Source organism: Streptomyces sp. RLB3-17 (genome assembly GCF_007113425.2).
Taxonomy (GTDB): Bacteria; Actinomycetota; Actinomycetes; order Streptomycetales; family Streptomycetaceae; genus Streptomyces; species Streptomyces mirabilis_D.
This window is the reverse complement of sequence record NZ_CP041610.2, coordinates 7,038,199-7,060,289: the sequence shown is the minus strand read 5'-3', so window position 1 is coordinate 7,060,289 and position 22,091 is coordinate 7,038,199. Positions and strand designations below refer to the sequence as shown.

20 protein-coding genes and 2 pseudogenes are annotated in these 22,091 nt (G+C 70.3%); 12 read left to right on the top strand and 10 right to left on the bottom strand.

Features of this window, described 5'->3' with window-relative positions; translation table 11 throughout:
* The first annotated feature begins 18 nt into the window (after nt 1-18).
* Nucleotides 19-1,827 (top strand): tetratricopeptide repeat protein, encoded by a 1,809-nt coding sequence (locus FNV62_RS32080; protein WP_164657644.1) that lies wholly within the window; start codon nt 19-21, stop codon nt 1,825-1,827.
* Between the two features lie 5 nt (nt 1,828-1,832).
* Nucleotides 1,833-3,143, top strand: a complete 1,311-nt coding sequence (locus FNV62_RS32075; protein WP_097286038.1) for a hypothetical protein — start codon at nt 1,833-1,835, stop codon at nt 3,141-3,143.
* Between the two features lie 132 nt (nt 3,144-3,275).
* On the opposite strand, the gene FNV62_RS32070 is transcribed toward FNV62_RS32075, so the two are convergent.
* Nucleotides 3,276-3,545, bottom strand: a complete 270-nt coding sequence (locus FNV62_RS32070; protein WP_079089883.1) for a hypothetical protein — start codon at nt 3,543-3,545, stop codon at nt 3,276-3,278.
* On the bottom strand, nt 3,538-4,398 hold the full coding sequence (gene mca / locus FNV62_RS32065; RefSeq protein WP_164331955.1) for a mycothiol conjugate amidase Mca: 861 nt from the start codon (nt 4,396-4,398) through the stop codon (nt 3,538-3,540). The genes FNV62_RS32070 and mca overlap by 8 nt, the downstream gene beginning before the upstream one ends.
* A gap of 159 nt (nt 4,399-4,557) precedes the next feature.
* Here mca and FNV62_RS32060 point away from each other — a divergent pair, with 159 nt between their 5' ends.
* Nucleotides 4,558-4,959, top strand: a complete 402-nt coding sequence (locus FNV62_RS32060) for a DUF4307 domain-containing protein (RefSeq protein WP_097286036.1) — start codon at nt 4,558-4,560, stop codon at nt 4,957-4,959.
* Between the two features lie 233 nt (nt 4,960-5,192).
* Nucleotides 5,193-5,690 (top strand): transcription elongation factor GreA, encoded by a 498-nt coding sequence (greA, locus tag FNV62_RS32055; RefSeq protein WP_054234773.1) that lies wholly within the window; start codon nt 5,193-5,195, stop codon nt 5,688-5,690.
* A gap of 137 nt (nt 5,691-5,827) precedes the next feature.
* On the opposite strand, the gene FNV62_RS32050 is transcribed toward greA, so the two are convergent.
* From FNV62_RS32050 to FNV62_RS32040, 3 genes are all read right to left on the bottom strand, one after another.
* A complete protein-coding gene (locus FNV62_RS32050) occupies nt 5,828-6,958 on the bottom strand; it encodes a catalase family protein (protein WP_097286035.1) in 1,131 nt (376 codons plus the stop codon).
* Nucleotides 6,959-7,012: 54 nt separating this feature from the next.
* A complete protein-coding gene (locus tag FNV62_RS32045) occupies nt 7,013-8,365 on the bottom strand; it encodes a Dyp-type peroxidase (RefSeq protein ID WP_186003123.1) in 1,353 nt (450 codons plus the stop codon).
* 114 nt (nt 8,366-8,479) lie between these two features.
* Nucleotides 8,480-9,070 (bottom strand): hypothetical protein, encoded by a 591-nt coding sequence (locus FNV62_RS32040; protein ID WP_225900448.1) that lies wholly within the window; start codon nt 9,068-9,070, stop codon nt 8,480-8,482.
* A 359-nt stretch (nt 9,071-9,429) separates the two neighbouring features.
* On the opposite strand from FNV62_RS32040, the gene FNV62_RS32035 reads away from it, so the two are divergent.
* On the top strand, nt 9,430-10,107 hold the full coding sequence (locus FNV62_RS32035) for a GAP family protein (RefSeq protein ID WP_060899023.1): 678 nt from the start codon (nt 9,430-9,432) through the stop codon (nt 10,105-10,107).
* 108 nt (nt 10,108-10,215) lie between these two features.
* Here the strand turns inward: FNV62_RS32035 and FNV62_RS32030 are convergent.
* Nucleotides 10,216-10,416: pseudogene (locus FNV62_RS32030) on the bottom strand (ABC transporter permease); the annotation flags it as partial.
* A gap of 3 nt (nt 10,417-10,419) precedes the next feature.
* On the opposite strand from FNV62_RS32030, the pseudogene FNV62_RS55915 reads away from it, so the two are divergent.
* Nucleotides 10,420-10,744, top strand: a pseudogene (locus FNV62_RS55915) (arsenite S-adenosylmethyltransferase); the annotation flags it as partial.
* Between the two features lie 83 nt (nt 10,745-10,827).
* Here the strand turns inward: FNV62_RS55915 and FNV62_RS32020 are convergent.
* The 3 genes from FNV62_RS32020 to ilvA all read right to left on the bottom strand — a co-directional run bounded on the left by FNV62_RS32020 (nt 10,828) and on the right by ilvA (nt 14,266).
* The gene (locus FNV62_RS32020; protein ID WP_211180092.1) at nt 10,828-11,583 is read right to left on the bottom strand and encodes an ABC transporter permease; all 756 of its coding nucleotides are present in this window, start codon (nt 11,581-11,583) and stop codon (nt 10,828-10,830) included.
* 163 nt (nt 11,584-11,746) lie between these two features.
* A complete protein-coding gene (locus tag FNV62_RS32015; protein ID WP_169081085.1) occupies nt 11,747-12,829 on the bottom strand; it encodes an ATP-binding cassette domain-containing protein in 1,083 nt (360 codons plus the stop codon).
* Between the two features lie 207 nt (nt 12,830-13,036).
* Entirely contained in the window at nt 13,037-14,266 is a 1,230-nt protein-coding gene (ilvA, locus tag FNV62_RS32010; protein ID WP_060899017.1) for a threonine ammonia-lyase, read from the bottom strand.
* Nucleotides 14,267-14,431: 165 nt separating this feature from the next.
* Between ilvA and FNV62_RS32005 the strand changes: the two genes are divergently transcribed.
* The 3 genes from FNV62_RS32005 to FNV62_RS31995 all read left to right on the top strand — a co-directional run bounded on the left by FNV62_RS32005 (nt 14,432) and on the right by FNV62_RS31995 (nt 16,020).
* A complete protein-coding gene (locus FNV62_RS32005; RefSeq protein WP_060899016.1) occupies nt 14,432-14,935 on the top strand; it encodes a MarR family winged helix-turn-helix transcriptional regulator in 504 nt (167 codons plus the stop codon).
* A 235-nt stretch (nt 14,936-15,170) separates the two neighbouring features.
* Entirely contained in the window at nt 15,171-15,713 is a 543-nt protein-coding gene (locus FNV62_RS32000; RefSeq protein WP_186003122.1) for a sigma factor-like helix-turn-helix DNA-binding protein, read from the top strand.
* 58 nt (nt 15,714-15,771) lie between these two features.
* Nucleotides 15,772-16,020 carry a hypothetical protein gene (locus FNV62_RS31995; protein WP_060899014.1) on the top strand — a complete coding sequence of 83 codons (249 nt, stop codon included), beginning with the start codon at nt 15,772-15,774 and terminating at the stop codon, nt 16,018-16,020.
* Nucleotides 16,021-16,042: 22 nt separating this feature from the next.
* Here the strand turns inward: FNV62_RS31995 and FNV62_RS31990 are convergent, their stop codons facing one another.
* Nucleotides 16,043-17,197, bottom strand: coding sequence for a cystathionine gamma-synthase (locus tag FNV62_RS31990; RefSeq protein WP_054234766.1), 1,155 nt, complete (start codon nt 17,195-17,197; stop codon nt 16,043-16,045).
* 231 nt (nt 17,198-17,428) lie between these two features.
* Here FNV62_RS31990 and FNV62_RS31985 point away from each other — a divergent pair, with 231 nt between their 5' ends.
* The 3 genes from FNV62_RS31985 to FNV62_RS31975 all read left to right on the top strand — a co-directional run bounded on the left by FNV62_RS31985 (nt 17,429) and on the right by FNV62_RS31975 (nt 22,000).
* Nucleotides 17,429-18,547 carry a hypothetical protein gene (locus FNV62_RS31985; protein ID WP_143609095.1) on the top strand — a complete coding sequence of 373 codons (1,119 nt, stop codon included), beginning with the start codon at nt 17,429-17,431 and terminating at the stop codon, nt 18,545-18,547.
* Nucleotides 18,548-18,638: 91 nt separating this feature from the next.
* The gene (msrA, locus tag FNV62_RS31980; protein WP_143627925.1) at nt 18,639-19,355 is read left to right on the top strand and encodes a peptide-methionine (S)-S-oxide reductase MsrA; all 717 of its coding nucleotides are present in this window, start codon (nt 18,639-18,641) and stop codon (nt 19,353-19,355) included.
* 209 nt (nt 19,356-19,564) lie between these two features.
* The gene (locus FNV62_RS31975) at nt 19,565-22,000 is read left to right on the top strand and encodes a SpoIIE family protein phosphatase (RefSeq protein WP_097286028.1); all 2,436 of its coding nucleotides are present in this window, start codon (nt 19,565-19,567) and stop codon (nt 21,998-22,000) included.
* Nucleotides 22,001-22,091: the final 91 nt, after the last annotated feature.

The window sequence follows — 22,091 nt, the reverse complement described above, 5'->3', positions numbered from 1 at the left end:
GGTACGAGGGGGACTTCGGTGTCGTTCGTCGGGCACATACGCGACCTCGCCGCGGCACGGCGGGAGTTGGAGACCAGACGGCTCCTGGTGGTGGACGGCGCTCCCGACGCGGACCGGTCCGCGTTTCTCGACGCGGTGGCACGAGAGGTCGCGGACGAGGCGGGACTTCCGGTGTACCGCTTTCGGGTGGCGGACGCCGGGGAGCGGTCGGGGGAGGCCGGGCGGACGCCGGGCGAGGCGGCGAACGCGGTCGTCGAGGCCTGCCGGGGCGTGTTCGTCGTACATCCCTGCGTCGTGGTGGTGGACGGAGTCCCCGCGGGGGCGGCGGACGCAGTCCCCACCGGGACCGCTGACGGGTCCCTTCTCGCCGGCCTGATCAGCGCCTTCGCCGAGTCGGAGTCCTTCCTTCTGGTGGGCTCGACGGACGCCCGGGAGGGCGCCTCCGCCCTCCCCTCCGACGGGTGCGCCGACGGCTGGGCGCTGCTCACCCGGGCCGCCGTCCACTGCGACCGTGGTGATCCGCGCGCGGCCGGACCGCTGCTGCGGCGGGCCGTGGAGGCCCACCAGGTCGCTGGCGACCGGCGCGGCGAGGCGTGGGCGGTCTTCCTGTACGGGCGGATGTGCCGATTACGGGGCCGGGCCGAGGAGGCGCGCAGGCTGCTGCACATCGCGCGGGAGAGGTTCCGGGCGGTCGGTGAGACGCCGGGTGAGGCGTGGGCGTGCGGCGAACTCGCGCGGCTGGCCACGCGGTCGGGCGCCCCGGATCCGGACGCCTTCGCCGAGGCGCGTCGGCTGCACGAGCGCGCGGGCGACCGGCGCGGCGCCGCGTGGGCGCACCTGTGGTGGACCGTGGCGCGGGCGAACGAGCCCGGCTTCCCCTGGCGGGAGGAGTTCACGAACGTCCAGGGCCGCTTCCATGAGGTCTCCGACCGGCTCGGTACGGCATGGACACTGCATCACCACGCGCTGACCCTGGCTCGTACGGACGGGACGGACGGCGTGAGCGGGACGGCCGGGACTGACGGGACGGGCGGGACGGGCGGGACGGGCGGGACGGGCGAGCGTCGGCGCGAGGCCGATCGGCTGTTCGAGGGGGCCTTGGCGCTCTTCGAGGAGGCGGACTGCCCGCACGGGCGGGCCTGGACCATGCTCGAGTACGCGCTCCGCTCCCCCGCCCACCGTTTCCTGAACGGTGAGTGGGCGGCCGAGATCCGCCATGTGTTCCATGGGATCGGCGACGAGGCGGGCGAGGCCTGGGTGGACCTCGCCGAAGCCGGACCGTCCCCGGACGGCGAGCCGCCGTACGAACTGGCCTGCCGCTACCCCACCGCCCTGCTGGACACGCTCGGGTGGACGGAGGCCGGCGAACCGCTGATCCCGCGCGCGGCCCGCGACACCCAGCCCGAACCACGGCCCGGCTTCCCACGCCCCGGTGACCGCGACCGCCTCGACGACTCCGGGGCCCACGTCCGGCTGACCCTTCTCGACGACGTACCCGTCCCGGACGTGCCGGCCCGTATCGCCCTCCAGGTCGTGCCCGGGCCCGGGCACCCGTGGTCCACCGCCCCGCTCCCCCCGCTCACGGCCCGCGCGACCTCCCTCGGCCATGCGGAGATCGACCCCGCACACGGCGTCCCCGCCGACGGGGCGGAGTTCCGCTTCACCCCGCACCGCCCCGGCTCGCACCGGCTGCGTTTCACCGTCGAGGACCCCGCGACCGGGACCGTCCTCCAGCAGGTCGAGGCCGAGATCGACGTCGTCCCGTCCGATCCGGGGCCGCACCGGCCCACCGCGCCCGCGCCCGGCCCGTCCGCGCGGAGGGCCTGAGCCCGATGGCCCGCGAACTTCTCAGCCAGGTCGTCCAGGACCCCAGCCGCGGCTTCACCCGCCGCCCGGCCCCCACCGTCCGTCACCCGGACCTGGTCCTCGCCCTCGACGCCCACGCCGACGACCACATCCGGGCCCGGCTGTACGGCCCGGCCGCGCCCCCGTCCGCGACCGAGCACGCGCTGCGGCTGAATGTGAAGCCGGCCGCCGTCACCGCCGCCGCGGCGCATCTGCGGGGGCTGTGGAAACGGGAGCTGGTCGACTTCCAGCCCGTCGACGAGCGCGGGATCCCGGTCGGGGGCCGCCCCCACTTCCCGTACGCCACCTGCCCGGATCTCACCGCCGAGCCCCGGCAGGAACTGCGCGGGATCCTCGACGAGCTCGCGCGCCAGGGCTCCCACCTGTTGTACGGGGAGCTGCTCGGCGACGGCGGCCGGGGCACCCGGCGCTTCGGCGCGATCCTGACCGACGCGCTGAGCCGCGAGGAGCCGTTGCGCATCCGCGTCGACTCCGACCTGTTCCTGCCCTGGCCGATGCTCGCGCTGCCCGAGGACACCACGAACGGGCCGGGCGGTCCCGGCGACGAACCCTTCCGGCGTTTCCTCGGCTACCGGCACCAGATCGAGCAGACCGGCGGCCACCACCCGCGCTTCCCGGTCCCCGCAGGCGACGAGCACGACGCACCGCCGCCGCCCTTGTCACCGGTGGTGAGCCTGAATCACGACAAGGGCATCGACCCGCAGGGCGTCACCCGGGCCGCCGAGGTCGCGAGCGCCCTCGCCACCGGCACCGTCCGCGTCGAACGCGCCCTGCGCGACGAACTGCTGCGCGCCCTGCGCTCCGGCGGGCTCGACGAGCAGCTGATGTACTTCTGGTGCCACGGGCACTTCAGACCCGTCGCCGACGACGGCGCCCCGCTGTTCGTCCTTCGGCTGAGCGACGGCAAGGACATCGACGTCCCTGCGGTCCTCGCCGAGCGCGGCCCCGCCGACCCCTTGCTCGCGCAGCGCCCCTTGGTGTTCCTCAACGCCGGTTACGCCGGGCTGCCCGCCACCGCCGAGCCGGCACGCCTGGGCGGCGCGCTCATCGAGGCGGGCGCGGGCGGGGTGCTGGGGCCGCAGATCGAGATGCCGCAGCTGTTCGCCGCCGAGTACGCGCACGCGTACGTCACCCGCTATCTCGGCGGCCGGGAGACCGCGGGCGAGATCGTCCACGGGCTCGCCCGGCACTTCGCCGACGCGTGGAGCAACCCGCTCGGCTTCGCGTACGCCCTGCAGTGCGGCATGGACAACAGACTGGAGCGGGCCGCGGTGTGAGCGCGGCGAGCCACGGTACGACCATGCCGACGGCCGCCGCTGCGTACGGAGGGACCCCTTCGTACGAGAGGACGGTGCCGAGGGTGAGGGTGCGCACCCCGGCCGGCCGTGGCCGGAGTCCGCACACCAGGCTCAGCCCTTCGCGGGCGAGGCCTTCCCGCCGGGACCGGAGCCGCTCCCCTTGCCGGAGGCCACGGCGCCCTTCTCGGGCTTCTCCGGGTCCTCCTCGAAGGTGACCTTCCCCATGTGCCGGTTCATGGACTTCATCAGGCCCCACACCGCCAGGGCCAACGCCGCGAAGACGATGAAACCGAGGACGCCGGGGGTGACCTTGTTCTCGTCGACCTCCTTGGCGAGGGGAACGAGGTGCGTCAGTGCCAGGCTTGCGCTCATATCAGGCATTGTCGCGGATGCCCGCGAAGAGGTCGTCCTCGGGGAGGGAGGTGTCGACCAAAGAGGTGGCGAGCTCGTACTCCTCGGTCGGCCAGACCTCCTTCTGGATCTCCATCGGGACCTTGAACCAGCCGCCGTCGGGGTCGATCTGCGTGGCGTGCGCGATCAGCGCCTTGTCACGGATCTCGAAGAAGTCCGCGCACGGAACGTGCGTGGTCAGCGTGCGCTCGGTGCGCTCGAACTCGCTCCACCGCTTCAGCCAGTCCCCGTACGGCGACTCCAGACCGCGCTCAAGGAGGGCGTTGTGCAGCGCCTCGGTGCGCGGGCGGTTGAAGCCCTGGTTGTAGTAGAGCTTCTGCGGCTGGAACGCCTGGCCGTACTCGGACTCCGGGTACTTCTCGGTGTCCGTCGCCCCCTCGAACGCCACCATCGTGATCTTGTGGGTCATGATGTGGTCGGGGTGCGGATAACCGCCGTTCTCGTCGTACGTGGTGATCACCTGCGGACGGAACGAGCGGATCTGCCTGACCAGCTCTCCGGCCGCCTTGTCCACGTCCTCGAGCGCGAAGCAGCCCTCGGGGAGCGGCGGCAGCGGGTCACCCTCCGGAAGGCCGGAGTCCACGAATCCGAGCCACTCCTGCTTGATGCCGAGGATCTCGCGAGCCTCGTCCATCTCCTTCTTGCGTACCTCGTGGATGTGCTCCTCGATGTACTGGTCGCCCTGGAGCTTCGGGTTGAGGATGGAGCCGCGCTCCCCGCCCGTGCAGGTCACGACCAGCACGTCCACCCCCTCGGACACGTACTTCGCCATGGTGGCCGCGCCCTTGCTCGACTCGTCGTCGGGGTGGGCGTGCACGGCCATCAGTCGCAGCTGGTCAGTCAAGACTCGATCCTCAGTAAGTCGGCCGGTGAGGCCAGTCGGCAAGTCGGCGCCCGGCGTGTTTCGGCGTCATGGGCGGCTTCTATAGTGACGGAATCGGGGGACGAATAATTCCGGGACCCCGTCCCCGAGAGGACGATCATGAGCACGGCGAGCACACAGCTGCCCGAGGGCCGGTACGGCCGCTCCGAGGACGAGCGCGCGGACCGGAAACTCAAGGTCATCGGCAGTGTGCTGGGGGTGGCGCTGCTCGCCCTGATGGGCTGGTTCGCGTACTACTACGTCTTCTCGAGCAAGATCAGCGCCGAGGTGATCACCTTCAAGGCCGTCTCGGGCAACGCGGTCGAGGTGCACCTGGAGGTGCGCAAGGACGCGGGCGCCCACGGCTACTGCACGCTGCGCTCACAGGCCGACGACGGGAGTGAGGTGGGCCGCGCGGACTTCCGTTTCGACCAGGACTCCTCCCGTATCGACAAGGTCGTCACGCTCCGTACCACCTCCCGCGGCGGCACGGCGGAGCTGCTCGGCTGCCACGCCGACTGACACCACCGCTGTCGCCCCCCCCTGACGCCCCCTCTCGCCCCCCTTGCACCGCCCGCCACCTCCGGCATCACCCGTGGCACCTACGCGCTGACCTGCGTTGACGTAATTCTGATGTCTTATGTCCTCCCCCTTCTGCCCGGGAATTGTTAGGCTCGTGGTTTCGCCCACCCGTGAAAGCACATTCTTCTGGGTAGGGCGATGCTTTGTATTCCCAGTACCTACGAGGAGCACCTGTGACCCAGACCAGCGAGAACGTCACCTGGCTGACCCAGGAGGCGTACAACCAGCTCAGGGCCGAGCTGGACTACCTGTCTGGTCCTGCGCGCACGGAGATCGCCGCCAAGATCGCGGCCGCGCGCGAGGAGGGCGACCTGCGCGAGAACGGCGGGTACCACGCGGCCAAGGAAGAGCAGGGCAAGCAGGAGCTCCGTGTGCGCCAGCTGACCCAGCTCCTGGAGAACGCCAAGGTGGGCGAGGCCCCCGCGGCGGACGGCATGGTCGCCCCCGGCATGGTCGTCACCATCGCCTTCGACGGCGACGAGGACGACACGCTGGACTTCCTGCTCGCCTCGCGCGAGTACGCCAGCGCCGACATCGAGACCTACTCGCCCCAGTCCCCCCTGGGCTCCGGCGTGAACGGCAAGAAGATCGGCGAGGACGCCCAGTACGAGCTGCCCAACGGCAAGCTCGCCTCGGTGAAGATCCTCAAGGCCGAGCCCTACAAGGGCTGAGCCGGGACCGACCACGGCGACGATGCCCCCGGCCGTGCCGGGGGCATCGTCATGCCCGCATCGTCACGCCCGCGTCTTCACGCCCGTCTCTTCACGCCCGTCTCTTCACGCCCGCGTCACCGCCGTCACCGGCGACTTCATCGGGCCGGGCCGAGCACCTCGTCGGCGCTGCGGGGCTCGGTGCGTGGCTGCTGGTTGAGCTTGTGGCGCTCGATGGAGGATCGCCGGTAGACCTCCTTGCGGGCCCGCATGATGTTGCCCAGGGGGGCGTGCTCGGCGGTGACCCGCCAGGGCGTGAAGGACAGTGAGTCCATCTTCTCCAGGTTTTCCGGGCCGGAGATGTCCTGCTGCGGCAGCCGCAGTCTGGCCACGGTGACGGGCGGCGAGAGCTGCTCGGGCCACTCCACGGTGGTGTCCTCCACCGGCATGCGCTCCAGGTCGGTGCAGAGCTGCACCTGGATGTCGAAGGCGTAGGGCCGCTCCTGCAGCTCGGCTTGCAGGGCCGGTCGGAAGACCTCCTGCGCGGAGGCCGGGTCGATGGTGCGCCGGACCACCGCGGCGGCGTAGGACGGGTCGGGGGTGATGCGCACCTTGGCGATGTGGTCCCCGTGCCGGACCGCGCCCATCGTCCAGTAGCTCGACAGCAGCACGTTCGCCGGAGGGGTCTTCGACAGGCGCAGGAAGGCCAGGAACTCGTCCCACGCCCAGTTGTCCTGGTCCAGCGTTCCCTTGCCGGTCACGAACTCGGTGTAGAAGCGATGCGCGCCGGGTCGGCCCTGGGAGAAGTAGGCCGGCGCGTCCAGGAACAGTTCCTGGATGAACAGGTAGTGCTCGACCGTGTTGCAGAAGAAGATCGGCCCGTTGATGTTGGCGTAGTCGAAGGTGCCCGAGTCCGGTTCGTCCTCCAGCAGGGTCGGGCCGGGGATGTCGAAGATCTTCAGCGCCAGTCCGATGGCGGCGCCCAGTCGCGCGTCGGCTCCGGCGTGGGGCGATCCGTTGGAGAAGCGGATGAGCGCATCGTGGGTTCCCGGAGTCGCGTAGATTCCCTGGGCGTACTCGGGGGGCAGCCCGTCCAGGATCTCCACCTCCCCCCGGACCAGCCCGTAGCCCTTGGCGTGGGCGTCGCGCAGGGCCCGTCCGGTGCCACCGGCCTCGACCGACTCGGCGATGTACCTCTCGGTCTTCTCGATCACCGTCTGCAGGTTGCGGTCGAAGTTCGGGTCGTCGTCTTCGACGTCAGGCGTGTAGCGGACGAACTGTGCTGCCATGACTGCGACCTCTTCTCGAAGACCGTGTGGGGCCTCAGGGGGTGGGAATCGCCCTCAGTCCTCCAGCTCGGCGAGCCAGCGCAGGGCACGCAGACCCGGCACGAAGCAGTACTCACCGCCCCGGGTGACCACGAAGCTCGGCAGATTCCGCAGGCGGCGCCGGACCGGCTTCTCCGGGATGGTGACGCTGCCGGTTCCGCCGTGATGGCCGGCCACCGGGTCCTGCTCGCCGGGATACCCGATGAAGTTGCCGTCGTTGACCCACTCGGCCTTGATGAATTCAAACTGCCGTTCAAGGTGTGCTCCGAGGAAGACTCCGACCAGACCCCGGTCGGCGCCGTCGTCCTCCAGCACGCCCTCCGGCAGCGGCGGGCCGTAGGTGGTGCCGCGGCGGATGAGGCGGTGCATCCGCGCGTCGCCGATGATGGTGGAATCGCGGGGGTTGGTACGCCGGATGTGCGCACCGGCGGGGCACCGGAAGCCGCGATCGTCGTTCTCCCGGTACAGGAAGTTGTTGTTGCGGTGCGGATCGGCCGCCAGCTCCGGGTCATCGTGCTCCGGCGTCAGCGTCAGCGGCGCCCCGCTGGGCCAGCGCCCGACCATCTTCGCCGCCAGGAGTGCCTCCTCCTCGGCGCTGGAGGTGTTCGCGCGCAGGTACTGCCGCCAGGCCGCCACGTTGGTGTGGATCTTGCGAACGGCCGCGTAGGTTCCGTTGCGTCCCAGCACATCGGGGCTGGGCATGGGCGGCAGGCTGCCCGTCTCGTCGGGGTAGCCGAGGATGAACTCACCGGCCTTGATGGGCGCTTCCTGCGGGTTGGAGCCGGGCAGTCCGACGCCCTCGATGTTCGGATGGCTGATGCCGTCGCGAAAGCCGAAGGTGGTACGCCCGGTCGGGAGCTGGTGGACCTCCTGCTGCCAGATCACCTGGACACCGGGCGTGTCCTCGTAGGCGACGCGGGCCCGCTCCAGCTCCCTGTCCAGCTGCGCCGCGTCGGAGGAGAGAGCGCTCAGCGCGATATGAACATCGCCCGTTCCGAACGGTGCCTCCCAGTGGGCCGGGGCGCTCTCGCCCACGTCGCCGATCAGCTCCGCGCGAGCGGCCATGCCCTCACGGAACGCCCGCGGAAAGCTGTCCAGCGACTCCTGGGGCACCCCCAGGGCGCTCAGTCCCTGATAGGTGAACGCCAGGGCCACCCAGGCATCCTTGCTCCGGTCCACGCCGGGCAGACCACCCGCGGTCACCGGCAGCAGCCGTCGCAGCAGGGCGCGCCCGGCATGGCGGTCATCGACGCGCAGAAAGATGAACTTCCCCTCGTACGGCACAGGCCGTGGACGCAGTGCCCCGCTTTGGACGTCGTCGATCTCCACACCCATGCCGGCCGCGCTGCTGCTTGCCACCGTGTTCATGATCGCCTGTGCCTCCCTGTCGGCCTCCGCGTGGGCGGACGTGCAGCCACCGACCCGCGCCCGACGCGGTCCACCGATGTCGGGTCGGCTCTGAGGGTCGGTCGTGTCCGGCTTCTACGCCGCGGCTTCCTCCAGCAGCTTCTGGAAGGCCGGCGTGGCCAGCAACTCGGCGTTCGCCGGGTTGTCCAGCGCCGCCCGGAACTCAGCGGTGTCCAGCACCGCCTCGAACGCCTCCTCCACACGGTGGTCCTTGTAGATCTGCTGAACGGTCAGATCGGGATAGGCACTGACGAAGACCTCCGCGGGCTCCTGCTGGGCAAGGAACCAGTCCTTCGCCCCTGGATCGGTGACGCCGGGGAACCCTTCGCTGTGCGAGAAGACCTTGTCGAAGCGGGCCCCGACCACCGTCTGGGCGAAGTCGTCGATGTACGTGTCCCAGGAGCCGTCGAAGACACTGGCGAACATGAACCGGGTGTCGTTGTCGAAGATCACGTGCCGTGCGTCGTGCAGGGTGCCGATCTGGCGCACCGCCGCGTGGACGTTCTCGCTGGCCGCCGCGTCGGCGAGGGCGACGAGATCCTCACGCAAGGCGTCGGCATGGCCCGGCTTGATCTTGGTAAAGACGGTGAACTCGCTGCAGACCCCATCCGACCTGCCCGGGCGCTCGGGCTGAGCTGATGGGGTCGCACCTGTCGTCGCGGTCATCGTGAGATTCACCTGCCACGGATCGGTCCGAGGGGCGCCAAGCGCTCGGATATGAGGCGCCATCGCCCTCACCTCCCATCCTGGATCCACACGCACCGCCTCGCACTCCGGCCAAGGCCGGGGTCCCCGCGTTCCGAGGAGCTCCCGAGGACAGATCCCGAAAGGCGCAGGAAGATGGAGTTCGGCGTTCACAGGGCCCACTTCCGGGACGGCTGCGCCTCCCGGCCCAGGACCCCCGGCAGTTCCGGCGTATGTCCACGACAGTCCCACAGCCGGCCGCACAGGTAGTCGGGTCGCCCACTCTCACCAAGCCTTGCTCAACTCGATCGCCGCCCTGACCCATCCACCAGGAGGTAATCATGGGCAAAGTTGTCGGTGACGTGCTGGGTCTCGCGGCCGGCGTCGCCATCAGCCCGCTCCCGATCATCGCCATCATCCTCATACTCGCCACGCCTCGGGGACGTCTCAACGGCCCCCTCTTCACCATCGGCTGGATTCTGGGGCTCTCGGCGCTGGGCGCGGTGATGCTGGCGATCGCTTCCCCCGCAGGTGCCTCCACCCACAATCAACCGGCCACCTGGGTGGGAGCCCTCAAGCTCGCTCTGGGCCTGTTGCTCGTCCTCTTCAGCGCCCGGCAATGGCACCGACGACCGAAGGATCCCTCACAGGCCCAGCTGCCGAAGTGGATGGGCGCGATCGACCGCCTCACGCCGGTCAAGGTCTTCGGACTCGGACTGGCCTTGGCCGCGCTCAACGCCAAGAACGCCCCGCTGACCATCGCTGCGGCCGCCTCCATCGGCTCAGCCGGACTGCCGGTCGGGCAGCAGATCGCATCGCTGGCGATCTTCGTCCTGATCGCCACCCTCGGCCTGCTGGCCCCACTGGGAATCTTCCTGCTCGGAGGGGAGCGAGCCAGAACCACGCTCGGCAGCTGGAAGGACTGGGCGGCCCAGCACAATGTCGCCGTGATGGCGGTCCTCTTCTTCGTCATCGGGCTGAAGCTGCTCGGTGACGGCATCTCCATCCTCACCTCCTGACAGGCAACGACAGAGGCCCCGGCGTCTGCCAGGGCCTCTGGTCAATCCTTGCTCGGTCGGGCTGCGCCTAGTCGGCGGCCGTGCAGGGGGCGCGGCGAAGAGGCGTGATCAAGCGTCCGCCCGGCGGTACTTGCGTACCGCGAGCGTTCGGAACACCACGACGATCAGCACGGACCACAGCAACGATGCCCACACCGGGTGCTGCATGGGCCAGGCGTCCGGCACCGGATAGCCCGCCGGGAGGTTGCCGAAGAGCTGGCGGCAGGCCTGCACGGTGGCGCTGAACGGGTTCCAGTTCGCGATGGTCCGCCCCTCTCCCCCGCCCAGTGCGCGGAGCGCGGCGACTACGTCGGTTGCGTCGCGGGGGCTCTGTCGTTCACCGAGTACCGCGAAGGCCTTGAGGCGGCAGGGTTCGTGAAGGTCGAGATCACCCCCACCCCCCGTGGCCGACGGCATGCATTCCGCCGTCGGCCGCGCCACCAAGCCCCGGACCGAGACGCAGGCATCCCATACGACCGGATCGGCCGATGCGTGCTGCGGCGTCAACACCTGCTGCACACCCGCAGAGCCCTCCGCCGACCCCGGCGTCACCGTCACAGAGGCCAAGACAGCATCTGGCCGCGGCTGCCAGAACTGACCCGGACAGCCCTGAGGCCCCTCCCAATCGCGAGGGGCCTCAGAGCGGCGTGCCGTCAAGGCAGTTCCGGGGAATCGGAGCCATCAACTGGTCGCCCGGCGGTACTTGCGGACCGCGAGCGTGCGGAAGACGACGATGATCAGGATCGAGTAGATCAGCGACGCCCACACGGGATGCTGCATCGGCCAGGCGTCGGACGGGGACAGGCCTGGGTCGCCGAAGAGCTTGCGGCACGCCTGAACGGTCGCGCTGAAAGGGTTCCACTCAGCGATGTGACGCAGCCACGGAGTCATCTTGCTGGAGTCCACGAACGCGTTCGAGATGAAGGTCACCGGGAACAGCCAGATCAGGCCGCCGGAGGTGGCCGCCTCCGGTGTGCGCACCGACAGGCCGATCAGCGCGCCGATCCACGTGAAGGCGTACCCCAGAAGAAGAAGCAGGCCGAAGCCACCCAAGATCTTCCCGAAGTTGGTCGTCTCCACGGAGCCGGGGCGCCAACCTACGATCAACGCGACGATCGCGAGGACGAACAGCGTCAAGGCCGTCTGCACGAGGTCCGCAACGGTACGCCCGGTCAGCACTGCGCCGCGCGCCATGGGCAGCGAGCGGAAGCGGTCGATGAGCCCCTTGTGCATGTCGTCGGCGATGCCCGCACCGGAGCTGGCGGTGGCGAACGTGACGGTCTGCGCGAAGATGCCCGCCATCAGGAAGTTCTTGTAGACGTCCAGATCGGCGCTGTTGCCGATCTGCATGGAACCGCCGAACACGTACGTGAACAGCACCACGAACATGATTGGCTGGATTAGCCCAAACAGAATCATTTCGGGAATCCGGGTCATCCGAATCAAGTTCCGGCGGGCGATGACCAGGGAATCGTTCACAGCGCTCACTTCGCCTGCTCCTTCAAGGCGTTGGGCCGCCGGTCGCGGACCAGGGAGTCGCGCACGGACTGGGCGACGGCGCCCTGGGGGGCCGTCGCGGGGACGGCGTCTGTCACGGCACTCACTTCGTGGCCTCCGTCTGCGCGGTTTCCGTCTGCGCGGTTTCGTTCTTCGCCGGGTCCGTCACGGGGTCCTTCTTCGCCGGGTCCTTCTTCGGCTTGCGGCCCCTCGCGTCGCCCGCCACCCCGTTCTCCTCGTCCTTCACCTCGGCGACATGTCCGGTCAGGGAGAGGAAGACGTCGTCGAGCGTGGGCCTGCGCAGCCCGATGTCGTCGATCTCGATACCGCGGCCGTCCAGCTCGCGGATGACCTCCGCGAGGAGCTTCGCGCCGCCGGTGACGGGCACGGTGAGCTTGCGGGTGTGCTCCTCGACGGTCGTCTCGCCCTTGCCGAAGCCGCGGAGCACCTCCGAGGCCGTCGCTATGTGCTCGCGCTCGTGCACGACGACCTCGACGCGCTCGCCGCCGGTCTGCGCCTTGAGCTGGTCGGCGGTACCGCGGGCGATCACACGGCCGTGGTCGACCACACAGATGTCGTGCGCGAGGTGGTCGGCCTCTTCCAGGTACTGCGTGGTCAGCAGCAGGGTCGTACCGCCGGAGACCAGCTGCTTGATGACCTCCCACAGCTGCTGCCGGTTGCGCGGGTCGAGGCCGGTCGTCGGCTCGTCCATGAACATCACCGGCGGTGAGACGACCAGCGCGGCGGCCAGGTCGAGCCGGCGGCGCATACCGCCCGAGTACGTCTTCGCGGGGCGGTCGGCGGCCTCCGTCAGGTTGAACTGCTCGAGGAGCTCGGTCGCGCGGACCTTCGCGGCCTTCGCCCTCATCTGGTAGAGCTGGCCGACCATCTGGAGGTTCTCGCGGCCGGTCAGATACTCGTCGACGGCCGCGAACTGTCCGGAGAGGCCGACCCTGCGCCGCACCGCGTCGGGGTGCTTGAGCACGTCGACGCCCGCGACGATCGCCTTGCCGCTGTCGGGGCGCAGGAGGGTCGTCAGACAGCGGACGGCGGTCGTCTTGCCCGCGCCGTTCGGTCCCAGCAGACCCAGGACGGTGCCTTCCGGGACATCGAGATCGACGCCGTCCAGAGCCCTTACGTCACCGAAGGTCTTGACCAGACCTTCGGCATAGATGGCGCCTGGCATGTGAGTTCTCCACGTCGTTGGGGAATTTTCACGGTAACTTCTTACCTTTGCCCGTCTCGTCCCGCCTCACAGACTGCGACGAGCGCAGCGAGAGGCCGAGCGAGAACTGGGCATGGCACACCGTAACGCGATGTATCGCGTTACTCAACAGATTTTTCCGAGGTTCGAGGACAGGGGCCCTGACCTCGGACGATGGATGTCGGTCGATCAGTCGATGACCCTGTAGCCGGCCTCGCGCAGGGCGCGGCCGACCTCGGCGCAGTGCTCCGGACCCTTCGTCTCCAGGTGCAGCTCGACCTCCACCTCCGTGAGCCCGAGCCGGGGATCGGTCCGTACGTGACTCACATCGAGGACGTTAGCGTCCGCCACTGACAACACCCCCAGAAGTGTGGCCAGAGCGCCGGGGCGGTCCGTCAGCCGCAGCGTGACCGCGAGGTAGCGGCCGCTCGCGGCCATGCCGTGGCGCAGGATGCGCTGCATCAGCAGCGGGTCCACGTTGCCGCCCGACAGCAGCGCGACGACCGGGCCCTCGAAGGTCCCGGGCTCGCTCAGCAACGCCGCGACGGGGCTCGCGCCCGCCGGTTCGACGACCAGCTTGGCCCGCTCCAGGCAGAGCAGCAGCGCGCTCGACAGATGGCTCTCCGACACCGTGCGGACCTCGTCCACCAGCTCCTCGACGATCCGGAACGGCACATCGCCGGGCCGTCCTACCTTGATGCCGTCGGCCATCGTCGACGGGTTGTCGATCGCCACCGGGCGCCCGGCCGCCAGCGAGAGCGGATACGCCGCAGCGCCCGCCGCCTGCACGCCGATGATCCGTACATCGGGGCGCAGCGCCTTCACCGCGACCGCTATGCCCGCGGCCAGCCCCCCGCCGCCGATCCCGACGACGATCGTGCGCACCTCCGGGCACTGCTCCAGGATCTCCAGGCCGACGGTGCCCTGACCCGCGATGATGTCGGGGTGGTCGAAGGGGTGGATGAACACCGCGCCCGTCTCGGCCGCGTACTCCTGCGCGGCGGCCAGCGTCTCGTCGACCACCTGACCGTGCAGCCTCACCTCGGCGCCGTAGTCGCGGGTGGCAGCGACCTTCGGCAGCGGGGCGCCGGTCGGCATGAAGACCGTGGAGCGCACGCCGAGCAGCGAGGAGGCGAGGGCGACGCCCTGCGCGTGGTTGCCCGCGCTGGCCGCGACCACACCCGCGGCGCGCTCCTCAGGAAGCAGCCCGGCGATCCGCACATACGCGCCGCGCAGCTTGAACGAACCGGTGCGCTGGAGGTTCTCGCACTTGAAGTGCACCGGGGCGCCCACCAGCTGGGACAGGTACCTGCTGCCCTCCATCGCGGTCGTCCGCGCCACGCCCGTGAGCATCTTCTGGGCGCCTCGTACGTCGTCCAGTGTCACCCTGGGCAAGGAGTCGGCCGTGCTGTAGCTCATGACCACCAGTCTCCCAGTTCACACCCGAGGACTCCTGGTGTGACCACGGGCCGAGACCGGTTTTACTCAGCGTCGGTACGACCCGCGTCCGGGCCGCGTACCCTTTCCCCCAACCCAGCTCCCCACGCATGAATTGAGCCCCCGGCCATGCCCACAACACCAGAAATGTCGATGGACATGACGACCGTCGGTGACACCGGTCTCCTCGACACGCTTCAGCACGAGGTCGCGTTGTTCGCGCGCCGTGCCGAACAGACCCGGCTCGGTGGGGTGGGGCAGGTCCGCAACTCCATGGACCGCGCCGCATACCTGCTGCTCAACCGCCTCGACAAGGAAGGCCCGATGGGCGTCAAGGCGCTCGCCGCGAGCATGGGCATCGACTCCTCGACGGTCACCCGGCAGGTGGCGCCGCTGGTCGACACCGGTCTCGTCAAGCGGACCTCGCACCCCGAGGACGGACGCGCCGTGGTGCTCCAGCTGTCGCCGCGCGGGCAGTCCCGCCTCGACGAAGTGCGCTCCTCCAGGCGTCAGTTGATGGCCGAGCTGACCCACGACTGGGCGCCGGAGGAGCGCGAGGCCTTCTGCTCGCTCCTCACGCGCTTCAACAGCGCGCTCTCGTCCCGGATGGCCACGACGGGGGGCGCGGCGGGGGAGCAGCCGGCTTCCTGACCCTCCCGCCGGTTTCCTGACCGCCTCGCCGCATCCTGAGCCTTCACAAGGGCGTGTGTTTGCGGCTTCACCCGCGCGTGTCCTTTCGACTTCACACGTGTGTGCCCACCGGACTCTTGACCGCGGGGCCGCGTCTGGCCTCATATGAGACCGGGTCCTTGTCGCACACGGTGCGGCCCGTCGTACACGGCCGGGCCCTTGGTTCCGTCAGGGTCGTCCTCGGGCGGGAGGCGTGGTGCGAGAACGGCGCGCGTTCCAAAACGCCCGCCGGGCCCGGGAGTTCGAGGCGTTCGTCGCGGGCGCGGCAGGGCGGCTGCTGCATGCCGCCACACTGCTCACCGCGGAGCCGCCGAACGCCAACCCGCGCGCGCGGCGCCTGCTGACACTGGCACTGGCCCACACGTACGCCTCCTGGGACCGGCTGCGCGGTGAGGACCCGTACGACCGGGCCCGCCAGCAGCTGGCCGTCCGCTTCGCGCGCGGGGCGTGGCACCAGTACGGGGCCCTGGGACGCTCCCGCCCAGCCCCATCCCCCTCCGTCTCCGGCTCCGGTTCCGTCCCCGGCTCCGGTTCCGTCGCCGTCCTGGCCCGGCTGACGCCCCAGGAGCGGCTGGTCCTGGTCCTGAGGATGTACGAGGGCGTCGCCGAGGAACAGACGGCGGCCCTGCTCGGGCTCCCCGTGGAACGGGTCAGGGCGATCTGCGCCCGGGCGATGACGACACTGCTGCACCCGCCGCGCGGACCGGCGCCGACCATGGCGAAGGTGGTGCCGTCATGAAGCACGGTGGTGCGGTCGTGAAGCACGGAGGTGCGGTCGTGAGGTTGGTGGTGCGGTCGTGAACCTGCCCGAGCGCGAGGCGAACGTACGGCGGCTGCTGGAGCAGAGGCAGCCCACCGTGCCGCCCGACCTGTACGCGGACGTCGTGCGCCGCGGGAGCCGGATGCTGCGCCGCAGGACGCTGGCCCGGCGGGTGATGTGGCTGCTGCTGTTCGCCGCGGCCGTCGCCTTCGTGGTGTGGGCGTCCATGGCCCGTCCCTGGGTGGAGCCGCCTTCGCAGACGACCCCACCGCTGACGGGCTGGTGACCCCGAGGGGCCGACGCCGGGACTAGCCGAGGGCCTGCTGCAGATCCTGGAGCAGGTCGTCGACGTTCTCGATGCCCACGGAGAGGCGGACGAGGTCGGCGGGGACCTCCAGGGCCGAGCCGGCGGCGGACGCGTGCGTCATGCGCCCGGGGTGCTCGATCAGGGACTCCACGCCGCCCAGGGACTCACCGAGGGTGAAGACCTTGGCGCGGTTGCAGACCTCGACGGCCGCTTCCTCGCCGCCCTCGACCTGGAAGGAGACCATGCCGCCGAACGCCTTCATCTGCTTGGCGGCGATCTCGTGACCGGGGTGCTCCGGGAGGCCCGGGTAGAGAACGCGGGTCACGCGCGCGTGCCGGGTGAGCATGTCGGCGACCTTGGTGGCGTTCTCGCTGTGCCGGTCCATGCGCACCGAGAGCGTCTTGGTGCCGCGCAGCACCAGCCAGGAGTCGAAGGGACCGGCGACCGCGCCCATCGCGTTCTGGTGGTACGCCAGCTCCTCGCCGAGCGCCTGGTCGCCGACGATCAGCGCGCCGCCGACGACGTCGGAGTGCCCGCCCATGTACTTGGTCAGCGAGTGCACGACGACGTCCGCGCCGAGCGCGAGCGGCTGCTGCAGATAGGGGGTGGCGAAGGTGTTGTCGACGACGAGCCGGGCGCCCGCCTCGCGCGCGATCTGCGCGACGGCGGCGATGTCGGTGATGCCGAGAAGCGGGTTGGAGGGGGTCTCCACCCACACGACCTTGGTCTTCGGCGTGAGGGCGGCGCGTACGGAGGCCGGGTCGCTGGTGTCGGCCACGGACCACTCGACGCCCCACCGCGAGACGACCTTCGCGAAGAGGCGGAACGTGCCGCCGTACGCGTCGTTCGGGATGACCACGTGGTCGCCGGGGCTGAGCAGCGTACGCAACAGGCAGTCCTCGGCCGCCAGTCCGGACGCGAACGCGAGGCCGCGACGACCGCCCTCCAGGGCGGCGAGGTTCTCTTCCAGGGCGGTCCTGGTGGGGTTGGCGCTGCGGCTGTACTCGTAACCGCCGCGCAGCCCTCCGACGCCGTCCTGCTTGTAGGTCGAGACCTGGTAGATCGGCGGGACGACCGCGCCGGTGAGGGGATCGGCGGTGTTGCCCGCGTGGATCGCGAGGGTCTCGAAGTGCTGACTGATGTGCCTGTCGCTCATGGGTCCCGAGCGTAGTGCGCCCGCGGGCCTGATGGCGGCTCACGGCCCGTGCGGGGCGCCTCACGGGCTGCGCGGGAGCGCCTCATGGTCGGTGCGGGGGTGCCTCATGGTCGGTGCGGAGACGCGTCACGGCCTGCGCGGGGGCGCCTCGTGGTCTGCGATCGGGGCCGGGACCGGATCGGAACCGGACCGGGTTGGCCAATTGTCGGACCCGTCTGGTTCGCTTGAGGCATGGAGATTCTCTGGGTCCTGATGGCGCTGGCCATGTTCAGCCTGGTCCTGCTGCCGGTCCTCAGGCGCAGGCGCACCGGCATACAGCTGGTCTCGCCCGGCGACCCGGACGCGGCGGACCCGGCGAACTACGGATTCCTGCGTCAGGAGGAGCTGGACATCCGTATGCCCGGACCGGACGGGGACCTCCTGGACGTCCTGGACCTGGTGCAGCGCACGCAGGAGTACCAAGCGGCCTCGCAGCTCCTGGCGGGCACGGAGATCTCGGGCGAGACACGCTGGCAGCGGGTACAGGCCTTCGCCGGCGCCGCGTCCCTTGAGCTGCAGCAGCGTCCGGGCGGGGTCAGCGAGACGCCGGGCGGGCAGTGGTTGCGGGTGTGGCGGGCCGAGAAGCCCAAGGACGCGGGCGGCGCGGCGGTGCACGCGGAGTTCCTGGTCCAGCAGGCGTGGCGGACGTCGACGCCGGGGACGGACGAGTTCCGGATCATCATGGAGGAGGCGAGGACGGCATGCGGCGAGGCGGCCCTGCTCTCCCCCGGTGACCCGATCCCGTACATCATCGAGCTGTCGGTGGCCCGCGGACTCGCCTACCCCCGGCCGGAGTTCGAGGCGCTCTGGCTGAAGATCCTGGACCGTGCGCCGGCCCACATGGGCGCGCATCTGGCGGCCCTGCACTACTGGTGCGAGAAGTGGCACGGCTCGCGCGAGGTGGCGTACTCCTTCGCGGAGGCCGCGGCGGCCCGCGCCCCTCAGGGCTCCCTGCTGGCCGCCATGCCCCTCTTCGCGGTCTTCGAGCACCTCCCCGAGGTGAACCTGGTCCGCGGCTTCTACCAGAGCGAGGTCGTCACCAAGGCGGTCCACGGCGCGCTCTACGCGGTGCACGCGGCCCGCCCCGACGACCCGATGCTGGCTCACGTGCGCCACCTGCTGGTGCTCTTCCTGGTCCGCGGCGAGCGCTGGGCGGAGGCCATGAACCAGTTGGTGCACGTGGACGGCCACGTGGGCGCACTCCCCTGGACCCTCACACCCGACCCCGCGGCGGACTACGCGCTCTACCGCGCCCTGGCGGTGGCGGGCTACGAGGCGAACGGCGGAACGCCGGCGTCACTGTCGCGCTGAGGGCGTACGAGCCCCGGAATCCCGACCGGGGCTCACCCGTTGAACACCACGGCGCCCCGCCCTCGTGCCCCTGTGACCCCGTGGAGACCGCATGTTCCCGCACAGCCGTACCCCTCAGCTCCCGACCGCCGAACAGGCACTGCGCGGCCGCCCGGAGCCGATCTTCACGGTCCCCGACCGGCACACCGTCCTCGGCAACCCCCTCCTCGGCCCCTACCCCGAGGGCCTGGAGATCGCCGACTTCGGCATGGGCTGTTTCTGGGGCGCCGAGCGCAAGTTCTGGCAGCTCCCGACGGGCGTGTACACGACCCTGGTCGGCTACCAGGGCGGCTTCACCGAGCACCCCACGTACGAGGAGGTCTGCTCGGGCCTGACCGGCCACGCGGAGGTCGTCCGCGTGGTCCACGACCCCGGCCTGATCTCCTACGAGCGCCTCCTCCAGGTCTTCTGGGAGTCCCACAACCCGACCCAGGGCTTCCGCCAGGGCAACGACGTCGGCACCCAGTACCGCTCCGCCGTCCACACCCACACCCCTGCCCAGGCAGCCACGGCGGCCGCCTCCCGCGACGCCTACCAGAAGGTCCTGACCTCCTCCGGCTACGGCACCATCACCACCGAACTCCTCCCCGCGGAAGGCCGCACCTTCTACCCGGCCGAGGGCTATCACCAGCAGTACCTCGACAAGAACCCGGCGGGCTACTGCGGTACAGGAGGGACGGGGGTCAAGCTGAGTACTCCGTCCGAGAGCAACCGGGGGGCGTCCTGTCCGACGGGTGTCGCGTCGGCTCCGGGGGGGTCGGAGAAGTAGCCGGAGGTACCGGAGGCGTCGGCGAAGTGGCCGAACCGGCCTGAGTCCGGCCCGACCGGGCATGGCGTCGATCGTCGTTGGCGGGGTGCCACCGGCCGGGTCGTCCTGTCGGGCCGAGAGAGTCGTTCTGCCGGGCCGGGAGGAACGGGAAGGTCGCGAACGGAGAGCGCGGGGAGGAACATCGGAGTCACGTAGGCAAGGTGGTGGCTATGGGGATGCCGTCGATGCATTTCAGCGAGAGTCCTGAGGATCCGTTCGCCCTCGGCCGCGGCGCCTCGGCCGTGCTCGACGATCGAGGCGACGTGGTCGGCTGGAGCACACGGGCACAGGAGCTGCTGGGCTATCCGGCCAAGGAAGTGATCGGACGGGCGTGGCAGGACCTCCTGGTGGACGCCCGTGACCTGCCTGTCGTGCGGTCCGTCGTCGTGGACGCCATGAGGACGGGCGGCTGGTTCGGGGTCCTGCCCGTCCGACACCGCGACGGACGACGGGTGGAGATGGGTTTCCGGGCCCGCGCGATCACTCGGGACGGGGACGGTCAGGAGTGGGTCCTGGTCGGAGCCCCCGCCGCGGAGGTCATCGCCTGGCAGCGGGACCGTGCGCTGCTGGACGGCCTGTACCGCCGGTCCCCGATCGGTCTGGTCACTTACGGCCCGGACAGCAGGGTGATCCGGGTCAACCGCGCGGTCGAGAAGGCAAGCGGTGTCCCGGCCGAGGCGCCGGTGGGCCGTCGCCCTCGCGAATTCATGGTCGACGAGGACGCGGGTCCGACCGAGGAGCGGGTACGGCACGTCCTGGAGACCGGTGAGCCGTTGATCTTCACGGAGCAGTCGGCCAGGGCACGCCATGATCCGGGCCGGGACCGGATCGTGTCCGTCTCGGCGTTCCGGATGGAAGACCCCGCGGGCCGGGTTCTCGGCGTGGCCGAGACGATCGAGGACGTGACCGACCGCCACCGGGCCCAACGCAGGCTCGCCCTGCTCAACGAGGCGAGCGCCCGGATCGGAACCTCACTGGACGTGGCACAGACGGCCCGGGAGCTGGCCGAGGTGGCCTCCCACGGCCTCGCCGACTACTGCTCGGTGGACCTCATGAAGCCGGTGACACTTGGTGACGAACCACCCCCCGGTGTGAGAGGTCCGCTGCTCCGAGTGGCCCTCTCGCCCCCGGAACGCCGGGTCCCGTACCAGGAGGGCGAGGTGGTCCCGCTCCTTCCGGATTCCCCGCAGGCGCGGTGCTTGGCCGAGCGTCGCCCGATTCTCGACCGGCTGCTGTCCCTGCGCCCCGAGTGGTACGCCATGGACCGGCGGCGGATCGAGATAGCCATGGGTCTCGGCGTTCATTCGCTGATCGTGGTGCCCTTGGTGGCTCGCGGTCTGATACTGGGCGTGGTGAGCCTGTGGCGAGTGCGCCATTCGGAGCCTTTCGAGGACGACGATGCCGCGGTGGCCCATGAGTTTTCCTCGCGTGCGGCCGTCTGCATCGACAACGCGCGCCGCTTCACCCAGCAGCAGAGCGCCGCTCTGACTCTGCAGCGCAGTCTGCTGCCGAGCGCGGTGTCCGACCTGCCGGCGGTCGAGGTGGCCTGCCGATATCTCCCGGCGAGCGGTGAACCGGGCATCGGCGGTGACTGGTTCGACGTGATCCCGTTGTCCGGGGCCCGGGTCGCACTCGTGGTGGGAGACGTGGTCGGCCACGGGCTTCACGCCGCGGCCTCCATGGGCCGCCTGCGCGCCGCCGTGCGCACCCTGGCCAGCCTCGACCTGGAACCGGACGAGGTGGTGGCGCGGCTGGACGATCTGGTCAGTCTGCTGGCCTCCGAGCTGGAGGCGAACGCCGACGACAGCGGGTCCACAGTGGAGCAGATGCTCGGGGCCACCTGCGTGTACGCGGTCTACGATCCGGTCTCCCGGCGCTGCTCCCTGGCACGCGCCGGTCACCCGGCACCGATGCTGTCCACCCCGGACGGCGAGGTGACCGTGCTCGACCTGCCCGCGGGTCCACCGCTGGGTCTGGGCGGGCTGCCGTTCGAAACGTACGACCTCGACCTCCCCGAGGGCAGCCTGCTCACGCTCTACACCAACGGTCTTCTGGAGGCGCGCAACGGCGACATCGACGCCGCGCTGGAGCATCTGGACGAATGTCTCACCCACGTCGCCGATCCTCTGGACAGCACCTGCCACGCCGTGGTCGAAGCGCTGCTGCCGAAGGAGCACCTCCCCACCGACGACGTCGCGCTGCTCATCGCCCGTACCCGGGTGCTACCGCCGCAGGATGTCGCCATCTGGCAGCTGCCCCTGGAAGCGACCGCCGCCGCCCGTGCCAGGGAGCTGGCCACGGCGAAACTGACCGAATGGGGGCTGACGGAACTGACCTTCACCACCGAGTTGGTCGCCAGCGAGCTCGTAACCAACGCCTACCGGTACGCGGCCGGCCCCGTCACCCTGCGCCTCATCCGTACGCACTCCCTGATCTGTGAGGTGTCGGACGCCAGCCACACGTCCCCTCACCTCCGACGGGCCCTCAGCACGGACGAGGGCGGACGCGGGCTCTTCCTGGTCGCGCAGCTCACGGAGCGGTGGGGCACCCGCTACAGCCACGACGGCAAGACCGTCTGGACAGAGCAGCCGCTGCCGCACCCGTGACCCGCAATCCCCGATGGCAGCGACCAACTGCCCACGCGTAGGCGCGACGCGGCCTTCGACGCGCTGCGCGACGAGGACCAGTGGCCTGTCT